General features: G+C 40.5%; 15 protein-coding genes. 6 read left to right on the forward strand and 9 right to left on the reverse strand.

Going from position 1 to position 17,744, the window contains the following annotated elements; all coding sequences use genetic code 11:
• Positions 1–92 precede the first annotated feature (92 nt).
• From Xind_RS04635 to maeB, 6 genes are all read right to left on the reverse strand, one after another.
• Positions 93–323 (reverse strand): hypothetical protein, encoded by a 231-nt coding sequence (locus Xind_RS04635; RefSeq protein ID WP_187649560.1) that lies wholly within the window; start codon positions 321–323, stop codon positions 93–95.
• A gap of 238 nt (positions 324–561) precedes the next feature.
• Positions 562–2,814, reverse strand: a complete 2,253-nt coding sequence (locus Xind_RS04640; protein WP_187649561.1) for a TonB-dependent receptor domain-containing protein — start codon at positions 2,812–2,814, stop codon at positions 562–564.
• Positions 2,815–2,937: 123 nt separating this feature from the next.
• Positions 2,938–5,127, reverse strand: coding sequence for a S9 family peptidase (locus Xind_RS04645; RefSeq protein ID WP_187649562.1), 2,190 nt, complete (start codon positions 5,125–5,127; stop codon positions 2,938–2,940).
• A 24-nt stretch (positions 5,128–5,151) separates the two neighbouring features.
• Positions 5,152–5,955: a TonB family protein gene (locus Xind_RS04650; protein WP_047684250.1), complete on the reverse strand. Its 804-nt coding sequence runs from the start codon at positions 5,953–5,955 to the stop codon at positions 5,152–5,154.
• A 112-nt stretch (positions 5,956–6,067) separates the two neighbouring features.
• Positions 6,068–6,970 (reverse strand): ChaN family lipoprotein, encoded by a 903-nt coding sequence (locus Xind_RS04655; RefSeq protein WP_187649563.1) that lies wholly within the window; start codon positions 6,968–6,970, stop codon positions 6,068–6,070.
• Positions 6,971–7,121: 151 nt separating this feature from the next.
• Positions 7,122–9,401, reverse strand: coding sequence for an NADP-dependent oxaloacetate-decarboxylating malate dehydrogenase (maeB, locus tag Xind_RS04660; RefSeq protein WP_187649564.1), 2,280 nt, complete (start codon positions 9,399–9,401; stop codon positions 7,122–7,124).
• 553 nt (positions 9,402–9,954) lie between these two features.
• Here maeB and Xind_RS04665 point away from each other — a divergent pair.
• From Xind_RS04665 to Xind_RS04685, 5 genes are all read left to right on the forward strand, one after another.
• The gene (locus Xind_RS04665; protein ID WP_047684258.1) at positions 9,955–10,590 is read left to right on the forward strand and encodes a response regulator; all 636 of its coding nucleotides are present in this window, start codon (positions 9,955–9,957) and stop codon (positions 10,588–10,590) included.
• 456 nt (positions 10,591–11,046) lie between these two features.
• Positions 11,047–11,469 carry an ArsC family reductase gene (locus Xind_RS04670; protein WP_047684263.1) on the forward strand — a complete coding sequence of 141 codons (423 nt, stop codon included), beginning with the start codon at positions 11,047–11,049 and terminating at the stop codon, positions 11,467–11,469.
• A gap of 11 nt (positions 11,470–11,480) precedes the next feature.
• Positions 11,481–12,608 carry a succinyl-diaminopimelate desuccinylase gene (gene dapE, locus Xind_RS04675; RefSeq protein WP_047684266.1) on the forward strand — a complete coding sequence of 376 codons (1,128 nt, stop codon included), beginning with the start codon at positions 11,481–11,483 and terminating at the stop codon, positions 12,606–12,608.
• Complete coding sequence (locus Xind_RS04680; protein ID WP_187649565.1) at positions 12,605–13,282, forward strand: M15 family metallopeptidase; 678 nt, start codon at positions 12,605–12,607, stop codon at positions 13,280–13,282. The genes dapE and Xind_RS04680 overlap by 4 nt, the downstream gene beginning before the upstream one ends.
• Before the next feature lie 29 nt (positions 13,283–13,311).
• Positions 13,312–13,521 (forward strand): YpfN family protein, encoded by a 210-nt coding sequence (locus Xind_RS04685; RefSeq protein WP_072032546.1) that lies wholly within the window; start codon positions 13,312–13,314, stop codon positions 13,519–13,521.
• Here Xind_RS04685 and Xind_RS04690 read toward each other — a convergent pair.
• Both Xind_RS04690 and Xind_RS04695 read right to left on the reverse strand, forming a co-directional pair.
• A complete protein-coding gene (locus tag Xind_RS04690) occupies positions 13,451–15,706 on the reverse strand; it encodes a tRNA(Met) cytidine acetyltransferase TmcA (RefSeq protein WP_187649566.1) in 2,256 nt (751 codons plus the stop codon). The two genes, Xind_RS04685 and Xind_RS04690, sit on opposite strands and share 71 nt — an antisense overlap.
• Positions 15,703–16,155, reverse strand: coding sequence for a DUF441 domain-containing protein (locus tag Xind_RS04695; protein WP_047684274.1), 453 nt, complete (start codon positions 16,153–16,155; stop codon positions 15,703–15,705). The genes Xind_RS04690 and Xind_RS04695 overlap by 4 nt, the downstream gene beginning before the upstream one ends.
• Positions 16,156–16,457: 302 nt before the next feature.
• Here Xind_RS04695 and Xind_RS04700 point away from each other — a divergent pair, with 302 nt between their 5' ends.
• Positions 16,458–16,793: a hypothetical protein gene (locus Xind_RS04700; protein ID WP_047684277.1), complete on the forward strand. Its 336-nt coding sequence runs from the start codon at positions 16,458–16,460 to the stop codon at positions 16,791–16,793.
• Positions 16,794–16,934: 141 nt separating this feature from the next.
• On the opposite strand, the gene purC is transcribed toward Xind_RS04700, so the two are convergent.
• The gene (purC, locus tag Xind_RS04705) at positions 16,935–17,648 is read right to left on the reverse strand and encodes a phosphoribosylaminoimidazolesuccinocarboxamide synthase (RefSeq protein ID WP_187649567.1); all 714 of its coding nucleotides are present in this window, start codon (positions 17,646–17,648) and stop codon (positions 16,935–16,937) included.
• Positions 17,649–17,744: the final 96 nt, after the last annotated feature.

Genomic DNA, 17,744 nt, shown 5'->3' on the forward strand with positions numbered 1-17,744 from the left:
ACTCTTAGTGTGCGTTGAAGAATTTATGACCGCCTTTTCATCAGGGCAACAGCCGGGAGTGAGAAAAATGAGTGTATCGTTATTATGAAAGCTTATTTATACTCTCCATTGACATCATAAACATCATATACCCCGCCACCTCTACTATAGAGATAGCCAATACAAAGACCTGTTTCATCGTCGATGATAGGAGATGATTTTGTTATTTTATCTTTATTTTTTTGTGGTTCAGTTGAAAAAAACTCATTCCCGGAAAGCGGAGAGTTGAAAGTGTAATATCTCCCATTATCACTAAGTTTTAAATACCCATTTTCATCATTCATTATAATCCTTATGATATTATTTTAATTAGAAATAAAACTTATAAATAAGAATGCATACTATATATAGTATGGCGAACATCTAAAAAATAAACAATTTTAAAATTTGTGGTAATAATAAGAAAACGAAAGATTTTTGATACAATAATATATAAAAAAGATATGTAAAAAAGTGGTGCATACGCACCACTATTATTTCTATTAATTGTTATCAAAAACATAGTTATCAGAAACATAGTTATCAGAAGCGAACTTCTGCACTCATAACATAAGTTCTGCCGCGGGCTGTTTGAGCTACAACTTCCCCTTCCGATATATTTGGTGAAGAATTCATGCGATTCAGGGCATCTGCATAGTTTTTGTTAGCCACGTTCTGTACAGAAAATTTAACAGAAATATTCTTATTGATTTGATAATCCGTATATAAATCAATAATGGTCGGTATCTTATGATCTTCTACCATTTTATTACTGATTTCCGCATTTCCATCTACATTAGAATCTTGGTGATAAGACTGACCTGTATATTTCACTATCGCACCAACACGAATTTTTTCTTCCAGTAAACGAACGCCAGTATCCAATGTCATATAACGCTTCGGTAACTGAGATGCGTAGCTTGTTCCCATAATACTTGCCGAAAGTGAGGCTGGCTGTTGTGTTTTCTGCTGGCTATATGCTAATAAGCTGTAGAATATACCAGCATCATAATTGACCGAAAGCTCATAGCCACGCATAGTTACCGGTGTCAGACTATTACCATAAATATATATATTAAAGTTAGGATCAACCCCTCCCCACTCTTCATCTGTCAATGTTCCATCATTTTTACAAATTCTACCTTCTGCACAAACCAGATAAGATTCACTGAAGATATAATTTTTGATTTTGGTATGAAACATCGTTGCTTTTAAACGGAATGAATCCCCTTCTATAAATAAATTCGGACGATAACTATTAAACCCAATCTGATAAGTATCTGCCGTTTCTCCTTTCAGGAATGGATTCATAGAAATTCCGCCTTCATTGGAATAGAAAACTTCCTGTGTATTTGGTGCCCGCATTGCATGAGTATAAGTTATGAATGGCTGGAATGCAGGTGTAATTTCTGCTGATAATAGAATACTTGGATTAAATCCACGTGATTTAATATCTAATTGTGCTTCTCCCTGTGGGAAACAGTTTACTCTCTTATCACAAGCTGGTTTTTTTCCCTTTATGCTGGAGTCTAAATAGCTTAATCCCAAATTAGCAGTATAAATACCATGTTCAATTTTTAACTGACTGTAAATACTTTTAATATCTTGCTTCCCGCTTGGTGAAAATGGATTGCGTTTCTCTGAGGATTTATATTCTCCACTAAGTCCGATGCCTGTTTTTCTTTTGTACTCACTGTGCATCAATTTACTACCAAGAGTAAACGCAAAGTCTGTATCACCATAATTAAACCGGCTGGTATTTTTAATATCAATAGCATCAGATTTATTATGTGATTCACCTTTACCTAATCCACTCATAGGATTAACAAAGGACTGTTCATTCTTTCCTGAACTAAGTAAAATCTTAGTATCAATTAATTCACTAAATGGTGTGTAGTGATATTTCAAATAATAATCATAGCTATCGACATGACGTTTAGTAAACTTATTATGATAAAAACGTCCAGACAACTCCAAATCATGAAAATCATTTGGCTTAATATTTATTTTCATCAATTGTGAATTTGGTCTCTGTTTAAATGCCTTATCCGTACCAAATTCTTCGCTGCTGATACCCATGCCATTTTTGTAGTGAGCATCAATACTGTGACCACTAACAGCAAGCATAGCACCAATGGAACCTTCTGAGCTGAACGCCTGCTTTTTTCCTGCAATAGTAATCATGCCGTTTTTACCTATGCCATTAGTACCATAAGTTGATTTAGCCCGTATACCCAGTTTGTTGCCCTCGAAAATAACATCATCAATCCCAATGGTACGAAAGTTAGCACTTCCCACCAACGCATTGACTGAATCACCATCGTTAGCCTGCCCACGATCAATATCTGTCCGGATAATAAAATTAGGGTCAATCAAAGTACCAAACTGATTATAAGGCATTCCCCCGTGCCCAAATGAATTCGGAGCTATACCATAAAAACTCTGGCTAACACCGTCTACCATCATATTGACACGGCCAAAACCACTTAATCCACGGATATTGACAGCGACTGTTCCCTGACTTGCATCCATCTGAGTGTAAGTCCCCGGCAAACTCCGCAATACGCTATCCATAGATTCAAGTTTATTATCTTCCCCTACAGAACTATAAGCACCGGGTTTTTCCATTGCTTCAATTTGCGGCGAATTCTTATTATCCTGAGAACCTGAAACTTTCAGTGTGCTAAATCGCATGACTTTTTGATTTTTATTGTCATTTGTATTTTCAGCATAAGCCAATCCCTGAAGCCCAATAAATACTGCGCTGGCTCCAGCTATTTTTGCCATGATTTTCATTAATATCATCCTAAATCAAAAAATATTCATTAAGGCTCACATTGCTTCGCAAATTTGGCGATAAAAAATCCGGATACTGATAAATAATTACCAGCATCCATAATTATTAATATATATTTTTTATTAATCTTTTAAGGTTGGAAAATATGTTTTAGCATCATCCAACATAAGCAGAAAACTATAATCAAGAGCGATATCATTTAATCGGTTAAAACGCCCCGGCTTTCCGCCATGACCGGTATCCATGTTGGTTTCCAATAACAACAGGCTATTCCCTTTTTTCATTTCCCTTAATTTAGCCACCCACTTTGCAGGCTCCCAATATTGTACCTGAGAGTCATGTAAACCCGTCGTCACTAATAAATGGGGATAACGCTGGTGTTTAATATTATCGTAAGGGCTATAAGATTTAATACGGAAATAAACTTCCTTATTATTCGGATTTCCCCACTCGTCATATTCACCTGTTGTTAAAGGAATAGAGGGATCAAGCATGGTAGTCACAACATCAACAAAAGGAACTTTAGCAATCACACCACGGTATAACTCCGGTGCCTGATTAATCACCGTCCCCATCAGTAAGCCGCCTGCACTGCCACCTTCCGCATAAACACGCTTACTGTCACCATATCCATCAGCAATTAATGTCTTAGTCGCATCAATAAAATCGTGGAAACTGTTCATCTTATTTTCGAGCTTACCTTGCAGATACCAGTTCCGGCCTAAGTCGCCACCACCACGTATGTGCACCAAAGCATAAACAAAACCACGATCCAGAAGACTCAGCATTGGAGAGCTAAAATACGGGTCCATGCTGATACCATAAGCACCATAGCCATAAATCAGAATTGGGTTCTGGCCTTTTTCAAACAGAGACTTACGGTAAACCAGAGAAACAGGGACTTCCACACCATCTCTGGCTTTTATCCAGATACGCTGGCTTTCATAGTTCTCTTTATTGAATCCTTTAACTTCTTGCTGTTTCAGCAATTCACGTTCGCCCGTTTGCATATTCCATTGGAATACAGAACTTGGAGTTGTCAGAGATGAATAGCTATAACGCAGTAAATCAGTATTTGGCTCCGGGTTATAACTTAGTGATGCCATATAGGCTGGATCGTCAAACTTAACCCGTTTTTCCTGCTGCGTTTTCCAGTCAATCTGACGGATTGAAGTTAATCCCTTTGTACGCTCCTGCACCACTAACCAATTGTTGAACAGTTCAAAATCTTCTAAATCAGTATTTTCCTGTGGCGCAATCACCGTTTCCCATGGCTTATCGAGAGCTTCTGTCCGGTATAAACCAAATAATGGATTTTCATAGTTGGAGCGGATATAAAATTGGCCACGGAAATGATCGACATAATATTCACGTCCAGCCTGACGAACAGAGAAAATCTGTGGTTCTAATTGTGGGTTATTAGCATCAATCAGTCGATATTCTGACGTTGAATAACTGGTAACCGAAATCAGAATATAATCAAGAGAAGTACTTTTCGAAATTGACAAACGGAAGCGATCATCATCTTCTTGATAGATTTTTTTATCCTGCTTCGTGTCTGTACCATATTGATGGCGAAATAGCTGGTAAGGCAGCAGGGTTTGTGGATCTCTGCGTACATAAAACAAAGTATTACCCTCATTAGCCCACAAAATATTGCCTGAAGTATTTTCTATGACATTATTCTGCCATTCATTATCAGCAAAGTTTTTGAAAGAAATTTGGTAGTTACGACGGCCTTGAGTATCTTCTGCTACAGCAATACGCTTATTGTCACGAGTAATCGCAAATCCACCGATTTGATAAAACTTATGGCCTTTTGCTCGTTCGTTACCATCAACCATTACCTGCCAGTCAGTTGAATTATCAACTGGCTTACGCTGATAGATTGGAAAATCTTTTCCTGCCTGATAAACGGTACGATAAATATAACCATTGTAAGTATAAGGAACTGACTGGTCTTCTTTACTCATTCTGCCAGTCATTTCGTTATACAGTGTTTTCCGCAACTCTTGCCCAGATTCCAGCACCTCTGCGGTATGCTTATTTTCAGCCGTCAAATAATCAATGACTTCTTTATCCTGACGGTTATCGTCACGTAACCAGTAATAATTATCAATGCGAGTATCACCATGAATAGTTATTGCATGTGGCTGTTTTTTTGCCATAGGCGGCACCATGTTTTCCTCCATCGCGATGGTCGTAACACTATTACTTAATAAACTTCCCCCCAACAAAAAACTAAGTATGATCCTTTTTGTTAGCACGGCTTTTTGGTTTTTTGGTGAAAACACCGTTTTATACTGTGACATGCCATTCGTCCTATTTTTTTATTGTTAGTGAGATAAAGTGAAATCAATTGGCAGTTCAACTGTAACACTGCCATTGGTTAAAATGACATCAGGTGGAGCTGGTAAAGGCTGTGCTCTTTCCAATACAAGCCTTGCTTCTCGGTCAAGTGAGTTCGTCCCGGAACGTCTTACTAATTCACCGTCAATCACTGCACCAAATTGATTAACCGTGAATTTCACCATTGGACGCCCTGTCCGTTTTCTTCTCTGAGCATCTGCCGGATATCTTTTATAACGGTTTAAATGACCACTAACCTCAGCCTGCCAAACTGCTTTTGCATCAGCAACTGCATCCGAGTTACTTTCATAAGATGCGGCTGTTCGGGAAGTCACATTATCCGCTGTAGCGCTACTGGTTGTTGGTGCTGAACGACTCTGGGATTTTTCACTTTCCTGCTCTTTTGCCTTCACTCGCTTAACAGGTTGGGCTTTTTTAGGTGCATCCTGCTCTTTTTGTTTTTTCTTTGGCTTATGAACTAAAATCTGTGCTTCTTCATTCACCGCCAATTTGGGCATACTGATTTCATCAACCTTGCTTTCTTGTTGATGGCTGGCAACAGATAATAATTGTTCAATACCAATCGGTTGTTTTTCGACCTTACGTATTGCTTCTGTCTGTAGTGATACTTCCATCATAACCGCAGGTGGAGGCAAAAATTCCTCAAGATCAAGATCCTGCGGTTTATAAATCAACCATCCGACCAATAAGGCATGAAGTGTGATAGCAGCGAGAAAGGATTTTGTCACGTGACCAACGTGAGTGGTTTGATACGTTGTATACGTCAACATTTTTTATAACACATTATGTCAAAGATAAATTCAGATAATGATAATCAATTGAATATATAAATGAAAACTATTTTTATTTATTAAGTTCATCACATCCTTGTGATAGATACCACTAATTATTTACGTTACTGGTCACTTTAGGGGTAAACCAGACAAAATCAGCATATTCGTTGTTCAAAGAAACCCCTTGTTCAGCGATAACAAGCACAACAACCCGTTCATTGGGCGCTATTTTTTTCACATGCTGAGGTACACCCATCGTTTTTACGGCGTGATACCCTCCTGCAAATAACAACGCTGGTGATGGCGCTTTCATCAATTGTTCTGCCATTCGCTGATCACGTAATTGCTGAATTTTGCTCATGGCAGAGAGAGATAGTTCATCTATATTTCCACCATGGGAATTTTTGATAGTGTCGTCGATACGTTTTTTGACATCACCGGAAACTAGTGAAGTTCTATCTCCAGCCCTGTAATTTTTGTATGCCTGATCGACTTCACTACGATCCAAGTTTGCCGCTAACAATGGGTAAGGTGCTTTCATCAGCTCCACAACCAGTTTTCCATATAACACCCAAGGCCAGCCTTGCTGCCACGCTAATAGATTTTTAATGCGTTCATCTCTGACTATTGGATTTCCCTGCAACCAGCTTTTCACTTTGTTCACTTTCTCTTGCTGGTCTGGGTTTATCATTTCCAGTAATACAGAGCCATGAGGGCGTTTTTGCTCAAGTTGTTGAACCAGCCATAACTCGATTTGATGATGATAAGGATTATCGTGTTTTTCACCCACAATGATTCTGGGATAGGTTGCCAATTGTTCGAGCAATTCATCAGAAGTGATAGATTTGCCTGCGTTCATATCAAGCAAAGCACCTGATTGGGTTAACTCACTGGGAAGAGATTGTTTTACTTCTTGAGAGTTATATTGAGTGGTAGTCAGTGATGTTGCACAACCACCAAGCAGGAAAGCACATACCAAAAAAGTTGTTTTTATATAAATAGATTTTTTCATTGATATTCATTATCACATTAAAAATTTTCCTGCATATTATAGATAATGAGAATTATTTACAAATAAAATACCCTGCCAGGCAAAGGCCCGGCAGGGCTGCTTACTTATTCATCTTGTTTATTACTTCAACCAGAATATTAATACGAATGAGTTATAGAGGGTCGGTTTGTGCTTCAACGGCGGCTAATGCCACCATGTTAACAATGCGACGAACAGAAGCGATCGGGGTCAATACATGTACTGGCTTTGAGACCCCCATCAATACCGGGCCAACCGTTACACCATCTGAGCCGGTAACACGTAATAGGTTATAACTAATACGTGCCGCTTCCATATTCGGCATAATCAACAGATTAGCAGAACCTTTTAATGGACTGTCCGGCATGATGTCACGACGAATACTTTCTACCAAGGCTGCATCACCATGCATTTCACCGTCAATTTCCAGTGACGGAGCCATTTGCTGTACCAGTTCCAGCGTCTTACGCATTTTTTGTGCAGAAGCACAATCAGAAGAACCAAAACTTGAACGCGATAATAAAGCAACCTTTGGTTCAATACCGAAACGACGTACAGTTTCAGCCGCCATCAGTGTGATTTCAGCCAATTCCTCTGGTGTCGGATCTTCATTGACATAAGTGTCAGCAATAAAGGTATTCCCCATTGGCAACAATAAGGCATTCATTGCACCGGCTGTACACGCTCCTTGACGGAAACCAAGGACATCTTTTATAACTTGATAGTGTTCACCATAGCTGCCAACCGTACCACAAATTAGGCCATCCGCTTCACCACGATGTACCATGATGGCTCCGATCAATGTCGGATTACCAATCACGGCGCGACGAGCCTGTTCCTGAGAAACACCACGACGTTTCATCAGTTGGTAATATTCCTGCCAGTATTCTTTGAAGCGCGGGTCATTTTCGTTGTTGACCACTTCAAAATCTTTATCGGCTTCAATGTGAAGCCCTTGCTTTTTGATACGCATCTCAATCACACTTGGGCGACCAATCAGGACAGGGAATGCCAATCCGAGAGACACGAGTTCCTGAGTTGCATGCAGCACCCGAATATCTTCCCCTTCCGCCAATACAATGCGTTTCTTCTCTTTTTTCGCCTGAGCGAAAATCGGCTTCATAAATAAGTTGGTTTTGTAGACAAACTCACTCAGTTTTTCAATATAAGCGCCAAAATCAGCAATAGGACGTGTTGCAACACCAGAGTCCATCGCCGCTTTCGCTACAGCAGGCGCAATTTTTACAATCAGCCGTGGATCAAATGGCTTCGGTATGATGTATTCAGGTCCAAAGAACAGATCCTGATCGCCATATGCAGAAGCAACTTCCTGACTCTGTTCAGCCAATGCCAGATCTGCAATTGCATGCACACAGGCCAGTTTCATCTCTTCATTAATGGTGGTTGCCCCAACATCCAGTGCGCCACGGAAGATGAATGGGAAGCAGAGTACATTGTTAACTTGATTAGGATAATCAGAACGGCCAGTGCAAATAATCGCATCAGGACGCACAGCTTTTGCCAGTGGTGGCAAAATCTCAGGTTCCGGATTTGCCAAAGCCATAATGAGCGGATCTTTCGCCATGGTTTTGACCATCTCTGGTGTCAGAACACCCGGCCCGGAACATCCGAGAAAAATATCAGCATCGGGAATGACATCAGCGAGTGTACGGCTACCGTTATCCTCAATAGCATAATCAGCTTTGGTTTTTTCCATGTTTTCTTCGCGACCACGATAAATAACACCTTTCGAGTCACAAACAACAATATTTTCACGTTTTAAGCCCAAAGCCACCAGCAGATTCATACAGGCAATGGATGCTGCACCCGCACCAGACACTACCATCCGTACTTTACTGATGTCTTTATTAACAACGCGCAACCCGTTAAGTACTGCCGCAGTACAAATAATTGCCGTACCATGCTGGTCATCATGGAATACAGGAATTTTCATCCGCTCACGAAGTTTCTGTTCAATGTAGAAACATTCTGGCGCTTTGATATCTTCAAGGTTGATACCACCAAAAGTCGGCTCCAACGCCGCAATGATATCGATTAATTTATCAGGATTGGACTCTTCAATTTCAATGTCAAAAACATCAATACCCGAGAATTTTTTGAATAGCACCCCCTTCCCTTCCATGACAGGTTTACCCGCCAATGCCCCGATATTACCCAACCCCAATACGGCACTACCATTGGAGATAACAGCCACCAGATTACCACGTGCAGTATATTTATAAGCCGCCAATGGATTTTCTGCTATTTCAAGACAAGGAGCTGCGACACCTGGCGAATATGCTAAGGCTAAATCACGCTGTGTAGTCAGCGGCTTAGTCGGAGTAACAGTGATTTTCCCCGGTTGTGGGAATTCATGAAAATCAAGGGCACTTTGTTTTAATTTTTCGTCCATCGTCTGATCCTTTATGAGTCATGTCTAAGTAAAAATCTGCTCAGTATAATAGTTAAGGAAGGTTATATCATGATACTAACAATATTTTTATTAATAGCCACTGAAATAACAGATCATAAAATGATCTGTTAATGGTTTAATATTAGTCAATAGTATATGAAAATACCTCAATTATACTCATAGAGAGGTATTCCCATTTTCCATTCATTAATAACTCACTAAATTAATTAAGAGAGACATCTAAGAAACAACTTAAAATGAGTTTACAAAAACAAAACTTAATCGATAAAATAATCGTAGACATTTGATTTGGAAAATTATTAGCAATTAGGGAAACTCATTTTCTTATGCCTGTGAATTTTATTTCACCTAAATGGATAAACCTGTTTGCGATATTTCTTTTTTTATATCAGGATATATTTTCAGGATCTCTATTATAGATGATTCAATATACTCCATAAAAATCACACAGCTATTTAACATAAAGCAGAATTCTGTTTTTTTATGTTTTATCAAAACATAAGATCTGCATTTCTATTATGGGAGAAGGAACATGCATAATCATACAGTCATGATAGTCGATAATCATCCTATCATTCGTCATGGTTTAAAAGGGTTGATTGAATCAGAGCGCGAACTCATTGTGACTGCTGAGACCGATAACGGCGAAGATGCCATTAATATCGCTTGCCAAATAAAACCAGATATTATTTTAATGGGTTTGGAAATCAACGGCTTTTCCGGGATTGATACGATTAAATCACTCCGCCGCAAAGGGCTTGATTCCTACGTTCTGGTACTTTCTGATTCAGCTAGCCGAAGCGATGTTTATGATGCTGTTGATGCAGGTGCGAATGGTTATTTATTAAAAGATATTGAACTATCCCCCCTGCTGGTTAACATAAAAAAAGCTGTAAATGGGCAAGCAGTATACAGTGAAAAAGTTTACCAATATTTATCTACTCGTCATCTTTATGTTGATCCTTTATCAAAATTAACTAAACGTGAATTAGACGTTTTAAAAGAAATCTCAGAAGGAATGACAAATAAAGAAATTGCTGATTTTCTTTTTATCTCAGAAGAAACTGTGAAAGTTCATACCCGTAACCTATTGAAAAAACTTAAATCCCGCTCCCGTCTCGAAGCTACCATCATCTATCTGAAACATAGAAAATCAGATTTAATATAACATCTGACAGTCAATCTCTATAATAGAGAGACACAATTTCCCTGTTGATAAAAATCAGGGAAATTGTGAATTAAATCAGATAAAAGTTAATTATAATTAATTCAATATAATTCATAGTCAATTATATTATAATAAATGCAATTATTGTATTTATTCGAAACTAATATTTTAGAATTAATTTGTTTATGAAATATATATATGGAAATTATGCCTAATGGTTCTTAAATTGCCGTATGTTGTTGAATGAGTATAAGCAATCAGAACATTATTTGACAGACAACCAGGTAAAATACAGCGTTTGGTTCAGCCAGAGTATATGAAAGGTTCGTGTTATCTGGATAAAATGGTAAATTTGCCGCATTATACCCAATGGACTTCAAGATGCGACTAGCAAAGCGGCAACCTGGCAGATGACAAATATATGCCGGATGTGTAAACAAAACTAAGGATCTCATAATGTCAGATACCACTCCTCAAAAAACATTCACTCTGTACGGTATCAAAAATTGCGATACTGTGAAGAAAGCTCGTCGTTGGTTAGAAGATCAAGAGATCCCATATCAATTTCATGACTACCGTGTTGATGGCTTATCCCCGGAACGACTGCAAATATTCATTGAACAAGTAGGTTGGGAGGCTTTACTGAATACCCGTGGCACAACCTGGCGCAAATTGACTGATGAGCAGAAGTCCACTATCAACAACGCTGAAACAGCTAAGGCACTGATGCTGGAACAGCCCGCTATCATTAAACGCCCACTGTTAGTTTCAGAATCAGTAACCTCAAAACCATCAGCAACAGAAAGCTACTTACTGGGTTTCAAGGCTGAACAATACCAACAGTTTTTTTCTCATGACTGTTCTCTTACGGCTAAATAAGGGCTTACATAATGACTTGTCCAGTGATTGAACTGACTCAGGAATTAATTAAGCGGCCTTCCGTCAGCCCCGATGATCAAGGCTGCCAGGAACTTCTGATCCAACGTCTGCAAAATACGGGTTTTACAATAGAAAGGATGCCTTTCGGTGATACGCTGAATTTCTGGGCCTATCGTGGAACCGGCGTAACTTTTGCTCTCGCTGGGCATACTGACGTTGTTCCCGCTGGTGATACCTCAGAATGGCAAAGCCCCCCATTCGAGCCAATTATCCGTGACGGTATGTTGTATGGTCGTGGTGCAACAGATATGAAAGGCTCCCTGGCTGCGATGGTAGTTGCAGCAGAACGCTTTGTTGCTGATAACCCTAATCATCAGGGTCGCCTTGCTTTTTTGATTACTTCAGATGAAGAAGCTAATGCAGTAAATGGCACTGTCAAAGTTGTTGAAACATTAATGTCACGTCATGAACGACTGGATTATTGCCTGGTGGGCGAACCTTCCAGCCAGAAACGTCTCGGTGATATGATCAAAAATGGACGCCGTGGCTCCCTGACTGCCAATGTAACCATTCACGGTGTTCAAGGGCATGTTGCATATCCTCAATTCGCTGATAATCCTATTCACCATTCCCTCCCCTTCCTACAGGAGTTAGTCAATACTCAATGGGACGACGGTAATGAATTCTTCCCTGCCACCAGTATGCAAATCGTGAATATTCTGGCAGGTACGGGAAGCAATAATGTCATACCGGGTAAATTGCAGGTTCAGTTTAATTTCCGCTTCAGTACCGAGCTGACAGACACCAAGATCCGCCAGCAGGTCGAAGACATGCTGAAAAAATATGAGTTAACACATGAAATCGAATGGTGGTTATCCGGTCAGCCTTTCCTGACCTGTAAAGGAGAACTTGTTGATGTTACGGTTGAAGCCATCAAACATTATTGCGGATATCAGCCAGAACTATCGACAAGCGGCGGCACATCTGATGGACGCTTTATTGCCAAAATGGGCGGGCAGGTCGTGGAATTGGGGCCTATTAATGCAACTATTCACAAAACAAATGAATGTGTCAGTGTGTCTGATTTACAGGAATTAAGCCTGATCTATCAACGTATCATGGAGCAATTAATCAAATGATGACGTCTGAAATGCTGACTGGTGTATCAACAGATCACTTGGTGACACTATCTGGTAATCATCGTTTACAATTTGACGCCACCAAAGCATTCCTTGCCATGCAACGAGACGCTGTCAGGGCAGGCTTTAAGTTACAACCCGCCAGCTCTTTTCGGGATTTCACACGCCAACAAACTATCTGGAATGAAAAATTTCGCGGTCAACGACCGGTATTAGATGTCAACAGCCAGCTTCTTAATATTACTCAAATGACCGAAGGAGAAATTTGTGAAGCTATTCTCCGTTGGTCTGCCTTACCGGGGGCCAGCCGTCATCATTGGGGAACTGAGCTGGATATTTATGATCCTTTTCTGTTGCCACAAGGCAAACAGTTATTATTGGAACCGTGGGAATATGAAGATGGTGGTTACTTTGAACCGCTATCAGACTGGTTAACAGAAAATATGTCACGCTATGATTTCTACCGGCCATTTACCCATGCCACGGTGCGAGGTGTAGCTTATGAACCATGGCATATTAGTTACTGGCCGCTATCTCACGAAGCCGAATGTTTATTCAATGAGCAAATTTTATTAGACGTCTGGCAGGATCGTGACATTGCCGGCGTTAATTGGTTGACAGCAAACCTCTCCTATGTTTTTGAAAAATACATCAAAATAACAGAAAAGGTTTAAGGTCAATCACAATATTAGAGGAGCTTGTTATGCACTGGCTAACGGATTATTGGTGGGGAGTTCTGCTGTTACTCGCAGGCATTATTATCAATGCGATAAAAGAACTGAGCCGTATCAATACAAAGCGTTTTTTGGATAACAAACCTGAACTCCCTCCTCACCGGGATCTTAACGCTGCATGGGATGATGAGGACGACTGGCCTCAGACGGATGGCAAGAAGACAAATCACAAGAAATAACTCGACCTTTCCATTGTCTGGCAAGTATTTCATCAATACTTGCCAATGCACTTGCTGTCTCTTCTCGCCAGCATTTTAACAACGCCTTACGTCCATTCAGAGACAAATCACTCACACATTGTTCAATCTCGATCTTCTGTTGGAGATGTTTTCTCAACGCAGGCAGAGCCAGATCATTCGCTAACAATAAGCGTTGCAAGGCAAAATAAGAAGCGGATAAAGGACGATGTGCAAATGCAAAACCAGCCAGCTCTTGCCAATCATTCTCATTAAGTTGGCTATCATCTTGGTGCGCAATAGGCAAAACAAACCCAATTAATGACTCCAACCAATTCGCATCACGGGATAAGTGTTGCTGTGCAGACTGAGCAAGCCATATCCCTTGTTCACTCAACGGCAAAATTGCCATCGCGGTATAGCAACCACTGCTCGCTTCAAGGTATGTTCCCATCCGCACTAACCGAAAACCGCATTTTTGCCAAAGTGCCCAAAGTTCAGCAGTGTAACCAAAACTGACCGACAAGAAGTCCAGATTTTGCTCGTGTGCTGCCTGACATTGTTGAGTAATCAACCCCTGCGCGATGCCAAGACGACGATATTGTGCTTGTACAGCAATGCGACTGACTCTTTGTGACCGCATTGTAGCAGCCTGCGGAAAACCACTGTGCGCAGCCAGCGATTGAGCCACCAGATTTCCCCTTGGACGACGGCGGCCAGCCCATATCTCATGCGCCAGTGCCGGTGACAACCCTCCTTCATTCACCATCCACAGTGCACCAATCAGTTGTGGGTTATCATGCACAGCACAAGAAGACATAGCAGCCAGAAATGTCATTCCATTGCCATCCAGCAAACGACGCAAATCAAGGGGGGAAGTTCGATAATGGGCACTTGTTAATAATCCATAGAACTGGCGCAATAACCAAGGTTGCTGTAACCACGTTGCTTGTTCAATGAAATTGAAGGATAAATTTTTTTCAATATCAAAATGAGGCGCTTGTTGAGAAAATAATCGGCTATCATCAATACCGTTATCAAATAACAATGCGCTATCCAGCCATGTTTCTAATGGATCATTTTCGGCCCAACGCATTGGTGTTTTCAGCTCTCTGATATGACAATCGGGTAAAGCAGAACAGAATTTCAATAAAAATCCTCGTCCGGTTCCTTCATAACCTTGTACAGTCGTGGTTAATAACACACGTGGAAAATGCCGAATAAGTTCCGTTAACTGTGGAATTGGCATTGCAGCCGCCTCATCAATTAAAAGCCAGTCTGCCGCTATCTTCTGCTCTGCACTATTGTTGTCTATGATATTGTTGTCTGTGCTCTGAAATTCTTTCAGTCGAAAAAATTTCAGTAAATTATCGGCCGACCAGAATGGTGTCCCCTGTTCATCAAGATCAGAATGATCACTCCCCCTGGAATAACAACGAATAATTTCTGTCGTTACTTTTGCTGGTGCACATAACCAACATTTTCCTTGCCACTGACGCACCAACATTCCGGCAAGCGCAGATTTTCCTCGCCCACGCGGTGCAGTGATCACCCAAACACCTTGTGAAACTTGTAACAACTGTTCAAGGATCAACTGCTGACTGATTGTCGGATTACCATCCGGCATGTTCCACGGCTGAGTTTGAGGCAATAACTCCGGATAAAAAGACGTTTCTTGCCGCCATAATAAACAATGCGGAGAAGTAAGGAGCTGCCATTGAATATGCTGAATAAAGCGCGGCGTGGGGATCACACCAACAGACTCATTCCAGCGAGAACTATCTTCATCTGGCAAATTAGCCCATTGTTTCCAGACAGGGACGCGCATCACCAGCCAGCTTCCTGCTTTCAGCGTCCCCGCCAGTATCGCTAACGCTTCAGCATTAAAGCCACGGGTTGCATCAAAAACCCCATGTAAAAATTCTCTTCCCAGTAAACCAGCCGATTTTGTGGGCTCAACAGCATTTATGGGTTCAACAACACCGTGAGTTTTAATCGTATCGGAAGTGTGGATAACATTATGAGCGTTGGAAGTTATTGTGATCCAATCTCCTTGAAACACCCCTTTCAAATAAGTGACGATCTGTTCACTCCACTGACTCTCACCGCTTAATACCAGCAAACGGCGCTGCCCTTGTCGTTGCATTTGTTCCTGCAACGCTCTCCATTTCAAATCCAGTTCTGTCATGATTTACCAATTACAATGGACAATATGCCTGCCGCAATCAATGGGCCGACCGGAACGCCTTTAAACAATGCTACACCTAACACCGTACCGACCAATAATCCCGCGACTGTAGCAGGTTGATTTGACATCAGGGATACACCCCGACTACCTAGCCACGACACAAGAATACCGACGACAATAGCAAGCAACGATTTCCAATTCAGGAATGAACTGAAAATTTCTTGCGTAGAAATTTTCCCACTGGCGATAGGAGCCATGACTCCTATTGTGAGAATCAAAATACCCAGAGTTAAACCATACTTTTCGACCCAAGGGAAAAATTGGTTCAATGGGGTAATGCGGACGACCAGCAAAAACAACATGGCCAATGTTATCGTCATGTTGTGGCTAATAATGCCAAGTCCAGCCAGCATTAATAAGATAAGTAAAGTGGGATCAATCTGACTCATAAATTCCCTGTTTTCTATAAACCTGTTTACTACAAAAATAGAAGATCATGCTTCTGACAATAAACCAATGTATTATCTGACGCAGCGCAGAATAATAGCTTAATCGTCTGGCATGTAAGCAAACCTATTGATGTTCTGTGGAAATATACCAACGAATAACTATATTTTCATAATAAAATAGTTGCTAAGATATCTTTAATCTTTCAAGTTACCTCTATGATAGATATTAATGCTTTTATTAAGGTGAATGCGGAAAGGTTGTGGGGAATACCTCGCAAACAGGATGCGTTCGTACAGGAAATATGAAAAAATCAGCACTTTTAATCACTATAAGTATGCTATTAACCGGTTGTACCACTCAATGGGTACCCGCAAGGAGTAACCCCACACCTTTTCACGAAGCAGATGCAGAGTGTAATATAAGCGCTATGCAACAATTTCCGGTGAAAAACGAAGTGGCTCAAACTTCCCACCTCCAAAAAGTCAAAAATTCCTGCGGTAAAGATTGTTTTTATGAACAAAGTGTTCCTATGACCCAAAGTTATATCATTGACGTCAACACGCGTCCCAGGAATCAGGTTTACCATTTTTGTATGCAGCAGAAAGGCTGGCAGCAAAAAACAAAATACCTGCTGTAACCCGTAGTAACTAATACATAATTGCTTTCACTTTCATACACTTCATCTTTCAAGTTGCAGCTTTGTTAGCTGCAACTTGAAATTTATTGGAATATAAATATAGCCCATTGGCTATATCCATTTAAGTAATCGTTTGCGTCATCAATCCAAAATAACGCCAATACGGTGAGCTACCTCTTCATACGCTTCAACTAAGCCACCAAGACTTTGGCGAAAACGATCTTTATCCATTTTATCCATCGTTTGCTTATCCCATAAGCGACTACCATCTGGTGAAAATTCATCACCTAATACGATTTTCCCTTTGAACAGACCAAATTCCAGCTTAAAGTCCACCAAAATTAAACCGGCACCATCAAATAACTGACGCAAAACTTCATTGGCTTTGTAACTTAGTCGCTTCATCTCAGCTAAATGTTCCTTGCTGACCCAGCCGAATGTTTCGCAATACGATTCATTAACCATCGGATCATGTCTGGCATCATCTTTCAGGAACAAATCAAACAAAGGTGGATTCAAAACCATCCCCTCTTCCACACCGAGGCGTTTCACAAGTGAACCAGCCGCACGGTTACGAATAACACATTCAACAGGCACCATATCCAGTTTTTTGACCAGAGATTCATTGTCTGATAACAACTGTTCCATCTGGGTCGGGATACCTGCCTCTTCCAATCTACGCATAATGAAATAGTTGAATTTATTATTCACCATTCCCTTACGATCAAACTGTTCAATGCGTTCACCATCCAATGCTGATGTATCATTACGGAATTCCAGCACAAGCAAATCAGGATTATCAGTAGCGTACACTGTTTTTGCCTTTCCACGATACAACTCAGCTTTTTTCTGCATATTACACTCCAGAGATGCGACATCTTTAAACGGAAAATTAAACAAAACATCTAACCTAAAACATTTCACTCAAATATATAAAGGGGCTTAAGCCCC

Origin of the sequence: Xenorhabdus indica, from assembly GCF_014467235.1 — a bacterium.
GTDB classification, from domain to species: domain Bacteria; phylum Pseudomonadota; class Gammaproteobacteria; order Enterobacterales; family Enterobacteriaceae; genus Xenorhabdus; species Xenorhabdus indica.